Consider the following 11,506-nt stretch of genomic DNA (forward strand, 5'->3'; position numbering starts at 1 on the left):
TACGAATTCCGCGTCAATGGCGTGCATCGCAACCCGCTGTCGGTGACCATGCCGCCGCCGCAGCCTTTGCAGGGTGCCGATCTGGCCGCCTTCCGTGCACAGACCGCACCGGCGATGGCGCGTATCAAGGGCATGGAAGAGCTGATCTACGCTGATGCCGCCGACAAGAAGCCGGCCGCTACGCAGACCGCAGCTGCCGAACCGGCAGCAGGCGGCAAGCGCGGCTGAGCCGACGCGACACCGTTGACGATACGGGCAGGGAGCTTGAAGCTTCCCTGCCCGTTTCTTTTTTGGCCCCTGCAATGACGTCTGTTGATCCCCTGCTGCCCCTGTTCCTTGGCCTGATGTCCGGCACCAGCGCCGACGGCATCGATGCGGCGCTGGTGCAGTTCCCGCAGGACGGCGGTTGTCGTTTCGTGCACGGCCACACCCACCCTTGGGACCCGGCCACGCGTGAGGCTTTGATCGCGCTGGGCCAGGGGGCGGAGCCGACGTCGATGGATGCTCTGGGGCAATTGGATGCGACCGTGGGCATCACGTTCGCCGCCGCCGCCAACCACCTGCTGGAACACGCCGGGGTACAGCGCGCGCAGGTGCAGGCGATAGGCTCGCATGGCCAGACCATCCGTCACCGGCCGCTGAGCACGCCGGCTTTCACCTGGCAGATCGGCGATGCCAACCGCATTGCCGAGCTGACCGGCATCACCACCGTTGCCGACTTCCGCCGCCGCGATGTGGCTGCTGGCGGCCATGGCGCGCCGCTGATGCCGGCCTTCCATCTGGCGATGCTGGGCAGTGCCGACGAAGACCGTGCGGTGCTCAATCTGGGCGGCATCGCCAATCTGAGCCTGATTGCCCGCGACGGCAGCATCCGCGGTTTCGACACCGGCCCGGCCAACGCCTTGCTCGATGGCTGGTGCCAACGCCATCTGGGCCATCCCTACGATGCCGACGGCGCCTTCGCGGCCAGTGGGCGGGTGGATGAGGCCCTGCTGGCGCGGCTGCTGGCCGAGCCGTGGTTTGCGCTGCCACCGCCGAAGAGTACCGGCCGCGAGCAGTTCCATCTGGAATGGGTAGCCGCGCAACTGCCCGCCGACGCGCTGGCACCGGCCGATGTGCAGGCCACACTGCTGGAACTGACCGCCGCCACGGTGGCCGATGCGCTGCTGACGCAGCTGCCGGGCGCACGCCGGTTGCTGGTCTGCGGTGGCGGCGTGCGCAACCCGCAGCTGCTGCTGCGGCTGCAGGCGCGTTTGCCGGGCGTCGTCATCGGGTCCAGCGCCGAACATGGGCTGGACCCGGATTACATGGAAGCCATGGGCTTTGCCTGGCTGGCGCGCGAAACCCTGGCTGGCCGCCCCGGCAACCTGCCCAGCGTGAGTGGCGCGCGTGGGCCGAGAATTCTGGGCGCGATTCATCCGGCAGGATGACAGGCGGTAGTGCCGAGCCATGCTCGGCAGAGGCTCCGCGGGAAGGCCACCTGCCGAGCTTGGCTCGGCTCTACAGCTTGGATTGTGCCGGGAAGGCTCCAGCCGAGCATGGCTCGGCTCTACGGCTTGGATTGGGCCGGGAAGGCTCCAGCCGAGCATGGCTCGGCTCTACAGCTTGGATTGTGCCGGGAACGCTCCAGCCGAGCATGGCTCGGCTCTACAGCTTGGATTGTGCCGGGAACGCTCCAGCCGAGCATGGCTCGGCTCTATCGTGGCTCAGATGTCGCTGCCGGTTGGTAGCGCCTGCAGGGCCTTGATGGCCTCGGACAGTACGTCTACTTCAGGGCTTTCAAAGCCTCCACGCACATGATGCTCGCTGGCAAACAGACCTTGCTCCAATAGCGCCAGGCAGGTTTCCTCACGGGTCCAGCCACGCGCCACCGACAGGCGGCGGATGCGCTCCATCAGCAGCGGATCGATATCCCGCAACACAACATCTGCCATGCTCACTTCCTCGTTAGCAAGGCCGCCCCCTCGGCGCGTCGGGGGCGATCATCCCGCAGCAGGCAGGTGCAGGCAACCGGCTCACAGCGCGCGGGCGAGTCGACGCTGATGCAGGATCAACAATCCGCAGAGGATCACAACCGGAATAGCCACCAAGGCGGTGCCGATGAAAAACAGCGCGTAGCCTTCCAGCAAGGTGCGGCCCTGCGCCAGCGTCTGCACCGACCAGCCAGAAAGGCCCTTCAAGGCTTTGCCGGGCATGGCATAGAAGGAGCTCAGCAGGGCGTACTGGGTCGCGGTGTAACCAATGCTGGTCAAGCTGGACATGTAGGCGATCAGCGCCGTGCCGGCGAAGCCGCTGGCGAAATTGTCGACTGCCATGGCGATCGCAAAATGTGTGATGTCCGGGCCTGAATAGGCCAGCCAGGCGAACGCCAGATTCGAACACGGGCCCAATACGGCGCCCACCACCAGAGCCACCAGCATGCCCCAGCGCAGCGCCACCACACCGGCAGCGGCAATGCCCACGAAGGTCGCGACCAGGCCGATCGAACCACGTACGGCACCGACGGTTTCCTCGCTCAAACCGAGATCGACGTAGAACGGATTGGCCATCGGCCCCATCACGAAATCGGCAAGACGGTAGAAGCTGATCGCCGCCAGGATCAGCAACGCGCCACTGCGATGCTCACGCACGAAGGCGACAAAAGGTCCCACCACCGCATCGAACAGTCCGCGCGGCGTCCACAGCGGCGCGGCTTGCGTAACCGCCGCGAACTGGGCAGGCGCCGGCTCACGGGCCATGAAGACCGCGACGATGCCCACAGCCATCAAGGCCGCCATGATTTCGTAGGAAACCTGCCAGCCCACCTTGGCCGCGATCAGCAGGATCAAGGCATCGGTCACCAACAACGCCGAGCGATAACCCAGCGCCGAGGAGGACGTCAGCAGGCCGAGCTGCTCGCCGTTTTCCGCAGATTCAATCCGCCAGGCATCGATGACGATGTCCTGGGTGGCCGAAGCAAAGGCAACGATGACTGCCATCACCCCGAACACGACCAGGTGTTCCCAAGCCACACCGAGGAAGGTGATCTGGCCACCCTTGGGTTGGATCAGCCCCATCCCGGCCAACCCTGCTACCACGATCAACTGCGACAACAACATCCAGCCGCGACGACGCCCCAGCCAGCCAAGCAGCGGCGCATTGGTCTTGTCGACGATGGGCGCCCACAGGAATTTCAGCGAATAGGCCAGGCCGACCCAGGACAGGAAGCCGATGGCATCCAGCTCGATGCCTTCCTTGCGCATCCAGAAGCCCAGCGTATTGCCCACCAGATACAGCGGCAGGCCCGAGCTGAAGCCGAGCAGAAGCATGGCCAGCACCTTGCGCTGGCTCAGATTGGACAACACCCGCTGCCAGGGGCGCTGCGGCTTGGCAGCTTCACTCACAAGTCGTAGTCCACGGTGAACGGGGCGTGGTCGGAGAAGCGCTGCCCGGTATAGATCGAACTGCCGCGCAGGCGTTCACGCAGGCCGGGGGTGACGAACTGGTAGTCGATGCGCCAACCCACGTTGTTGGCGCGGGCCGCGCCACGGTTGCTCCACCAGGTGTAGTCCTGGCCTTCGGGGTGCAGCGCGCGGTAGGCGTCCACCCAGCCGCGGCCCTTGGCCGTGTCGGCCAGTTCGGCCTGGTCGGCACAAAAACCGTTCATCCAGTCGCGCTCCTCGGGCAGGCAGCCGGAGTTCTTCTGGTTGGACTTCCAGTTCTTGATGTCCAGCGCGCTACGCACGATGTTCCAGTCGCCGCACAGCACGTAGTCGCGGCCGCTGGCCAGCCACTCGTCCAGGATCGGCTTGAGCCACTCCATCACCTCGAACTTGAAGCCCTGCCGCAGCTCGCCCGACGACCCGGACGGGATGTAGAACGACACCACGCTCAGGTTGCCGAAACGCGCCTCGATATAGCGGCCTTCGTCATCGAACGGTGCCCAGCCCAGCGCGGTACGCACCTCGTCGGGCTCACGACGGCTCCAGATCGCCACGCCGCTGTAGCCCTTCTTCGTGATGGCGTCGCGGTAGAAGCAGTGGTGGCCGTCCGGGCGGAACAGCGCGTCGGTCAGCTGCGACTCCTGCGCCTTGGTCTCCTGGATGCAGAGCACATCGGTCTGCTGGCCCAGGAACCACTCGCTGAAGCCCTTGGTGGTGGCCGAACGGATGCCGTTGGCGTTGAAACTGGTAATACGCATGAAGTACCGCTGGTGAAAGCTCAGGACCGGCACAGCATACCGCCAGCGCCAGCCCCCAGGCGTCGATGGGGGCCCCCTTGCGGCGTGCCCGGTCCCGCCGGTGCCAGCATTCCCGGACAGCCGATACCCGGGGCCCAGCATTCGCCGTGGCCATGCTTTAACCTAGGCACCTCAATAAACGACAAGAAACCGTATTTTCATGAGTGACCACCGTTCCCGTTTCCTGCAGCTGGCGCTGAACGCCGACGCCCTGCGCTTTGGCCAGTTCACCCTCAAGTCCGGCCGCGTGAGCCCGTATTTCTTCAATGCCGGCCGTTTTGACACCGGCCTGGCCCTGGCCCAGCTGGGCAACTGCTACGCCGATGCCATCGACGACGCCGGCATTGCCTTCGACCAGCTGTTCGGCCCGGCCTACAAGGGCATCCCGCTGGCCACCGCGATTGCCTGCGAGTTCTCGCACCGCGGCCGCAACCTGCCGCTGACCTTCAACCGCAAGGAAGCCAAGGACCACGGCGAAGGCGGCACCCTGATCGGCGCCGACATGGCCGGCAAGCGCATCCTGATCATCGACGACGTGATCACCGCCGGCACCGCCATCCGCGAGGCCCTGGCCATCATCCGCGAGGCCAAGGGCATCCCGGCCGGCATCGTGGTGGCCCTGGACCGCCAGGAGATCGCCTCGGAGGACGACCGCCGTTCCGCCGCCCAGGCCGTGTCGGCCGAAACCGGCATCCCGGTGATCGCCGTGGCCAATCTGGCCGACCTGCTTGCATTCGCCTCCGGGAACCCGGAACTTGTCGGCTATCGCGAACCGTTGCTGGCCTACCGTGGCCACTACGGGAGCAATCCGACAGGCTGATAGCAGGGGGCTGCCAAGGTGTCGAATCCGTCAAAAACCACAGCGACGATGCTGCTGATGCTGGCAACGCTGGCTGTACCGGCGCTGGCACAGAACAAGCCGTCCGATCCTGGCAAAAAGCTGTATTGCTGGGACCAGGGCGGCGAGCGCATCTGCTCGGACACCTTGCCGCAGGATGCGGTGAACAAGGCCCGCGACGAGTTCAACGCACGCAGCGGCACCCGCAGTGCCGCCGTGCAGCGCGCGCTCACCGCCGAGGAACGCGCCGAGGTGGCGCTGACCGAGGCCCAGGCACAGGTGGATGCCGCTGCTGCGGAAACCCGCAAGCGCACCGAGCAGGCCATGCTGTCCACCTATGGCAGTGAAGACGCCCTGCGGCGGGTGTTTGCCGAGCGCACCGCCATTGTCGACAACAACATCAAGACCGCGGCCTACAACGTCACCAGCCTGCGCGAGGCGCTTTCCAGCCAGCTGCAATCGGCAGGCAACAAGGAACTGGCCGGGCAGCGTATAGCGGACAAGCAGGCCCAGGACATCCGCCAGCGGCACAACGAGTTGCTTGCGCAGCTGCGGCTGCAGACGGCCTTCCAGCAGCAGCGGGTGGCCCTGGAGGCGGAGATCGCCGAGTCGTTGGCCCGCTACCGTGAGCTGAAGGGGATCGCTGCGCCGGCTGATGCCGCCACCGCTCCGGCCCCTGCTGCCAGCGCAGAACCTGCCAAGGGCTGAAGGGTAGGGCCGAGCCATGCTCGGCAGGGCTTTCCCGATAAGTTGTCGGATTCAGAATGAAAGCGGCCTCCGGGCCGCTTTTTGTTTGAAAGCCCCCCCTCATCCGCCCTGCGGGCACCTTCTCCCGCAGGCGGGAGAAGGCAAGATCATGGCTTGCGGCAGGTTCTGTGGCAGCTCCCAGACTTTCAGCCGCAGGCAGCCCCCCTCTTCTCCCGTTTACGGGAGAAGGTGCCCGCAGGGCGGATGAGGGGCTCTGGCTTCTAGGCTCTGGCTTCTAGGCTGTGGCTTCTAGGCTCTGGCTTGTGGGCTCTGGCTTCTTCTTCCGGCTCACGCTCGCGTTTTGGCTGGTGATTTCTTCAGCCGCTTCTGCCACCACCGCAGCCCAGATCGCGCACCAGCCCCACTTTTTACGCGTCTTTTACGCCAGCCCCGCCCAAGCAGCGTCGATCGTTTACGCCCCGCAGGAAGACGATAACGGCCTGATCGGGGTGATCAGCCCAGGCGTCCGCGCCTGCCTGCCGCCCTGCCCGTCCACCGACGCAGGTTCCGGCACAGCCGGCCGCGTCCTGCTTTCGTTTCCGAGGTTTTCCATGCCCGGCTGGCTTGCTCTGTTGTGCGGCGTAGTGGTGCTGATCGCTGCTGCCTACCTGTTGTACGCGGTCCTTCGACCCGATTCGTTCTGAGGAGCGCCGTCGTGATTGAAGCCACCCTCATCCTTCTGGCCAGCCTGGCGCTGGCCTGGCCGCTGGGCCTGTACCTGGCACGGCTGATGCGCGGTACGCCGATGCGTATCGACGTCCTCTTCCACTGGATCGAAAAGCCGCTGTACCGCGTGCTCGGTGTCGATCCCGCCCATTCCATGTCCTGGCGCGGCTATGTGGTCGCATTCCTGATCAGCAACCTGGTGCTGGCGGTGCTGACCCAGGCCGTGTTCATGACCCAGGCCTGGTTGCCGTTGAACCCGGACAACATCCCCAACATGCGCTGGGATACCGCGCTGCACACCATGGTGTCGTTCCTGACCAACACCAACCAGCAGCATTACAGCGGCCAGGCGCAGCTGTCCTACTTCTCACAGATGACCGGCATCACCGGCCTGCAGGTGATCACCCCGATGATGGGGCTGGCACTGGCAGTGGCAACGCTGCGCGCCCTGTTCATGAAACCCGCCAGCAACGACAGCGGCAATGCCGCCCCGCGCGTCACCGTCGGCAACTACTACGCCGACGTGGTGCGCCTGTGTCTGCGCTTCCTGCTGCCGCTGTGCCTGGTGTGGACGCTGCTGCTGAACTGGCAAGGCGTGCCTTCTACGCTGGCCGCCGGCCCGCAGGCCACGCCGATCGATGCCGGTGCCGGCATGGAAACGCAGAAGATCCCGCTCGGCCCGGTCGCAGCCATGGTCGCGGCCAAGCAGCTCGGCGCCAATGGCGGTGGCTGGTATGGCCCGAACAGCAGCTTCCCGCTGGAAAACCCGACCCCGCTGTCCAATGCGCTGGAATTGATCGGCATCCTGCTGATCCCGATGGCCATCATCTGCATGCTCGGCAACTTCACCGGACGGCGGCGCTTTGGCGCGCTGGTATTCGGCTGCATGCTGACCATGTCGGTGCTGTCCACCAGTGCCAGCCTGTGGCTGGAAGGCCACAGCGCCAGCGCCGCCGGCGCCTTGCTGATGGAAGGCAAGGAAGCCCGCTTCGGCGCCGATGGCACGGCGCTGTGGTCGTCCATCACCACCCAGGTGCAGAACGGCTCGGTCAACGGCATGCATGACTCGCTGAGCCCGCTCGGCGGCATGATGCCCATCGTCAACATGCTGGTCAGCGCGATCTGGGGCGGCATTGGCTGCGGCATCCAGCAGTTCCTGGTCTACCTGATGATGGCGGTGTTCCTGGCCGGCCTGATGACCGGACGCACGCCCGAAGTGCTGGGCCGCAAACTGGAAACGCCGCAGGTGCGCCTGCTGGCGGTGCTGGTGCTGCTGCAACCGATCACCCTGCTCGGCCTGACCGCACTGACGCTGGCTGTGCCTGGCCTGGCCGGTACCTCCAACCCCGGTTTCCATGGCATCAGCCAGGTGTTCTACGAGTTCACCTCGGCCTATGCCAACAACGGCTCCGGCTTTGAAGGGCTGGCCGACAACAGCGTGTGGTGGAACCTGAGTTGTGCGCTGGTATTGGCCTTGGGCCGCTTCCCGATCCTGATCATCCCGCTGGTCATTGCCACCCAGCTGGCGGCCAAACGGCAGGTGCCACAAAGCGCCGGCAGCCTGCAGATCGAAACCCCGACCTTCGCCCTGACGCTTGTCTGCGTGGTCATCGTCCTTACCGTGCTGCAGTTTCTGCCGGCGCTGGTGCTTGGCCCGGTGGCCGAACACCTGAGCCTGCTGGCCCTGCAGGGAGCCCCCTCACCGTGAACGCCCCCATGAACCGCCCTGTTTCCCACACAACGCCGCGCCCGGCCCTGCTTGATGGCGCCGGCCTGCGCCGTGCGCTGCTGGACTCGCTGCGCAAGCTGTCGCCGCTGCACCTGCTACACAACCCGGTGATGGCGGTGGTGATGGTCGGCACCGTGCTGGCGCTGATCGTCACCCTCAGCGGCACTGCACCGCTGGGCTTTGGCCTGGCTGTCACCGCGATCCTGTTGGTGACCGTGTTGTTCGGCAATTTCGCTGAAGCCGTGGCCGAGGCGCGTGGCCGCGGCCAGGCCGCCTCGCTGCGGCGTGCACGCCAGGACCTGGTCGCACGGCGTGTTTCCACGCCGTTGCCGGGTGCTGCCGAAAGCCGCGTCCCCGCTGCCGAGCTGCGCCCGGGTGAGTATGTGATCGTCAGTGCCGGCGAGTTCGTGCCGGCCGACGGCGAGATCGTGCGCGGCCTGGCCACCATCAACGAAGCTGCGGTCACCGGCGAATCGGCACCGGTGCTGCGCGAGGCCGACACCGACCGCTCTGGCGTGATCGGCGGTACCAAGGTGCTGTCCGACGAGATCGTGGTGCGGGTCAGCGCCGAGCCGGGCCACAGCTTCCTGGACCGCATGATCGCACTGGTGGAAGGCGCCAACCGGCAGAAAACGCCGAACGAGATCGCCCTGACCCTGCTGCTGGCGGCAATGTCGCTGACCTTCCTGGTGGTGGTGGCCACGCTGCCGGCGATTGCGGGCTTTGTCGGCGTCAGCGTCGATCCGCTGCTGCTGATCGCCCTGCTGGTGTGCCTGATCCCGACCACCATCGGCGGCCTGCTGCCAGCCATCGGCATCGCTGGCATGAACCGCGCACTGCAGGCCAACGTGCTGGCCAAATCGGGCAAGGCCGTTGAAGTAGCTGGCGACGTCGATGTGCTGCTGTTGGACAAGACCGGCACCATCACCTACGGCGACCGCCAGGCCACGCACTTCCATCCGCTGGCCGGTATCGACGCTCCACAACTGCGTGAAGCATCGCTGCTGTCGTCGCTGGCCGACCCGACCCCGGAAGGCAAATCCATCGTGCGTCTGGCGCGCCAGCAGGCCTGCAACACCGCCGAACCTGAAAAAGCGGAGTACCTGTCCTTCACCGCACAAACCCGCATGTCCGGCGTTGACCTGGACAACGGCCGCAGCATCCGCAAGGGCGCTGCCGACGCCATCAGCGCGCACGTGCTGGCGCTGGGCGGCACGGTGCCGAACGAGCTGCAGGCACGAGTGGACCAAGTCGCGCGTGGCGGTGCCACCCCGCTGGTGGTCAGCGAAGGAAAGCACGTACTCGGCGTGGTGGAGCTGGCCGACGTGGTCAAGCACGGCATGCGTGAGAAGTTCGCGCAGCTGCGGGCGATGGGTATCCGCACGGTGATGATCACCGGCGACAACCCGCTCACCGCCGCCGCCATCGCCGCCGAGGCCGGCGTTGATGACTACATCGCCCAAGCCCGGCCGGAAGACAAACTGGCACGCATCCGTGCCGAGCAAGCCGGTGGCCGGCTGGTGGCGATGGTCGGCGACGGCACCAACGATGCACCAGCGCTGGCCCAGGCCGATATTGGCCTGGCGATGAACTCCGGCACGCAGGCGGCCAAGGAAGCCGGCAACATGGTCGATCTGGATTCGGATCCGGCCAAACTGCTGTCCGTGGTGGAAGTGGGCAAGCAGCAGCTGATCACCCGCGGCGCTCTGACCACCTTCTCGCTGGCCAACGACGTGTCCAAGTACTTCGCCATCCTGCCGGCGTTGTTCGCCGCCAGCATCCCATCGATGGCGGCCTTGAACGTGATGCAGCTGTCGAGCCCGCGCAATGCGGTGCTGGCGGCGCTGATCTTCAATGCCTTGGTGATTCCGGCCCTGATTCCGCTGGCCCTGCGCGGCGTGCGCTTCCGGCCGGCCACCGCCACCGCGCTGCTGCGGCGGAACATGCTGGTGTACGGCCTCGGCGGCGTGCTGCTGCCGTTTGCGGCCATCAAGGCCATCGACCTCCTTCTTGTTTTGGTATTTGGCGCATGAACACCTCCAACACTTCCTCCCGTCGTTCCGGCAACCCGCTGTGGCGGCCGGCCATTGGCCTGTCCTTGTTCGGCCTGCTCGGCACCGGCTTGGTCTATGCCGTGCTGGCGACTGGCATCTCCGGCACGCTGTTCCCGGCGCAGGCCGATGGCAGCCTGATCCACGATACCGAAGGACAGGTGCGCGGCTCGCTGTATCTGGCGCAGCCGTTCGTTGGCGATGGCTATTTCCAGACCCGTCCTTCGGCGGCCAACTACGACCCGATGGCCGCCGCCGGCAGCAATATGGCGCGCAGCAATCCGGACCTGGCCAAGCGCGTCAGCGAGGCCACCGCTGCCGTCGCAGCGCGCGAGAAAATCGATCCAGCCACGGTGCCGGCCGACCTGGTCACGCAGTCGGCCAGCGGGTTGGACCCGGAGCTGTCGCCGGCTGCGGTGCAGGTACAGGTGGCGCGCGTGGCCGCGGCACGCGGCTGGTCGCAGGCAGAAGTGCAGGCGCTGGTTGATGCTCAACTGCAGGACCGCCAATGGGGCGTATTCGGACAGCCGCGCATCAACGTGATTGCCCTCAACCGGGCCTTGGACCAGGCCGCGCATGCGCCGTGATGTCGGCCGCACCAGCAACAGCGCACAATCGCCGTCATGAACGACTCCCGTAGCCGCCAGGCCGATGCCTTGGCCGAGGCCCTGCAACGCGACGCCGGCGGCAAGCTGACCGTCTTCCTCGGCGCCGCACCGGGCGTGGGCAAGACTTTCAGCATGCTTACCCGCGCCCAGGAACAGCTGCGGCGCGGCGTGGACGTGATGGCGGCCGTTGTGGAAACCCATGGCCGTAGCGATACCACCGCCCTGCTCGACGGCCTGCCGCGCATTGCCATGTGCGCGGTGGAGTACCACGGTCACCAGCTGCAGGAGATGGATCTGGATGCGGTGCTGGCGCGCAGGCCGGCACTGGTGCTGGTCGATGAACTGGCCCATCGCAATGCCCCCGGCAGCCGCCATGAGCGGCGCTGGCAGGATGTGATGGAGCTGCTCGATGCCGGCATCGACGTGTGGACGACGATCAACATCCAGCATCTGGAAAGCCTCAACGATGTGGTGATGCGCATCACCGGCGTGCGCGTCAGCGAGACTGTGCCCGACGTGGTATTCGACCGTCTGCATGACATCGTGCTGGTCGATCTGCCACCGCGCGAGCTGATCGAGCGCCTGCAGCAGGGCAAGGTTTACGTACCGGAACAGGCCGCGCAGGCGCTGCAGGCGTTCTTCTCGCCG

At 66.1% G+C, this 11,506-nt stretch carries 10 protein-coding genes and 2 pseudogenes; 9 read left to right on the top strand and 3 right to left on the bottom strand.

The window, feature by feature from the left end:
• Together B2527_RS03775 and B2527_RS03780 are read left to right on the top strand one after the other, a co-directional pair.
• Window positions 1–228: pseudogene (locus tag B2527_RS03775) on the top strand (hypothetical protein); the annotation flags it as partial.
• 74 nt (window positions 229–302) lie between these two features.
• Complete coding sequence (locus tag B2527_RS03780) at window positions 303–1,430, top strand: anhydro-N-acetylmuramic acid kinase (protein WP_293706210.1); 1,128 nt, start codon at window positions 303–305, stop codon at window positions 1,428–1,430.
• A gap of 276 nt (window positions 1,431–1,706) precedes the next feature.
• On the opposite strand, the gene B2527_RS03785 is transcribed toward B2527_RS03780, so the two are convergent.
• From B2527_RS03785 to B2527_RS03795, 3 genes are all read right to left on the bottom strand, one after another.
• Window positions 1,707–1,934, bottom strand: coding sequence for a hypothetical protein (locus B2527_RS03785; protein WP_293706211.1), 228 nt, complete (start codon window positions 1,932–1,934; stop codon window positions 1,707–1,709).
• Between the two features lie 81 nt (window positions 1,935–2,015).
• On the bottom strand, window positions 2,016–3,383 hold the full coding sequence (locus B2527_RS03790; RefSeq protein ID WP_293706212.1) for an AmpG family muropeptide MFS transporter: 1,368 nt from the start codon (window positions 3,381–3,383) through the stop codon (window positions 2,016–2,018).
• A complete protein-coding gene (locus B2527_RS03795) occupies window positions 3,380–4,180 on the bottom strand; it encodes an exodeoxyribonuclease III (protein WP_293706213.1) in 801 nt (266 codons plus the stop codon). The genes B2527_RS03790 and B2527_RS03795 overlap by 4 nt, the downstream gene beginning before the upstream one ends.
• A gap of 199 nt (window positions 4,181–4,379) precedes the next feature.
• Between B2527_RS03795 and pyrE the strand changes: the two genes are divergently transcribed.
• From pyrE to B2527_RS03830, 7 genes and pseudogenes are all read left to right on the top strand, one after another.
• The gene (gene pyrE / locus B2527_RS03800; RefSeq protein ID WP_293706214.1) at window positions 4,380–5,039 is read left to right on the top strand and encodes an orotate phosphoribosyltransferase; all 660 of its coding nucleotides are present in this window, start codon (window positions 4,380–4,382) and stop codon (window positions 5,037–5,039) included.
• Between the two features lie 48 nt (window positions 5,040–5,087).
• Window positions 5,088–5,765, top strand: coding sequence for a hypothetical protein (locus B2527_RS03805; RefSeq protein ID WP_293706225.1), 678 nt, complete (start codon window positions 5,088–5,090; stop codon window positions 5,763–5,765).
• Between the two features lie 302 nt (window positions 5,766–6,067).
• Window positions 6,068–6,448, top strand: a complete 381-nt coding sequence (locus B2527_RS03810) for a potassium-transporting ATPase subunit F (protein ID WP_293706215.1) — start codon at window positions 6,068–6,070, stop codon at window positions 6,446–6,448.
• 11 nt (window positions 6,449–6,459) lie between these two features.
• Entirely contained in the window at window positions 6,460–8,178 is a 1,719-nt protein-coding gene (kdpA, locus tag B2527_RS03815; RefSeq protein WP_293706216.1) for a potassium-transporting ATPase subunit KdpA, read from the top strand.
• 8 nt (window positions 8,179–8,186) lie between these two features.
• On the top strand, window positions 8,187–10,232 hold the full coding sequence (kdpB, locus tag B2527_RS03820; protein WP_293706217.1) for a potassium-transporting ATPase subunit KdpB: 2,046 nt from the start codon (window positions 8,187–8,189) through the stop codon (window positions 10,230–10,232).
• On the top strand, window positions 10,229–10,837 hold the full coding sequence (kdpC, locus tag B2527_RS03825) for a potassium-transporting ATPase subunit KdpC (protein WP_293706218.1): 609 nt from the start codon (window positions 10,229–10,231) through the stop codon (window positions 10,835–10,837). Before kdpB ends, kdpC begins: the two co-directional genes overlap by 4 nt.
• A gap of 36 nt (window positions 10,838–10,873) precedes the next feature.
• A pseudogene (locus tag B2527_RS03830) lies at window positions 10,874–11,506 on the top strand (histidine kinase); the annotation flags it as partial.

Source organism: Stenotrophomonas sp. UBA7606, from assembly GCF_002477705.1.
Classification (GTDB): Bacteria; Pseudomonadota; Gammaproteobacteria; order Xanthomonadales; family Xanthomonadaceae; genus Stenotrophomonas.

What these genes read in the sequence shown, in the direction of transcription:
- B2527_RS03780 (WP_293706210.1), top strand. Translation starts at nt 303, where the DNA reads ATGACGTCTGTTGATCCCCTGCTGCCCCTGTTCCTTGGCCTGATGTCC.
- B2527_RS03785 (WP_293706211.1), bottom strand. Translation starts at nt 1,934, where the DNA reads ATGGCAGATGTTGTGTTGCGGGATATCGATCCGCTGCTGATGGAGCGC.
- B2527_RS03795 (WP_293706213.1), bottom strand. Translation starts at nt 4,180, where the DNA reads ATGCGTATTACCAGTTTCAACGCCAACGGCATCCGTTCGGCCACCACC.
- pyrE (WP_293706214.1), top strand. Translation starts at nt 4,380, where the DNA reads ATGAGTGACCACCGTTCCCGTTTCCTGCAGCTGGCGCTGAACGCCGAC.
- B2527_RS03805 (WP_293706225.1), top strand. Translation starts at nt 5,088, where the DNA reads ATGCTGCTGATGCTGGCAACGCTGGCTGTACCGGCGCTGGCACAGAAC.
- kdpB (WP_293706217.1), top strand. Translation starts at nt 8,187, where the DNA reads ATGAACCGCCCTGTTTCCCACACAACGCCGCGCCCGGCCCTGCTTGAT.
- kdpC (WP_293706218.1), top strand. Translation starts at nt 10,229, where the DNA reads ATGAACACCTCCAACACTTCCTCCCGTCGTTCCGGCAACCCGCTGTGG.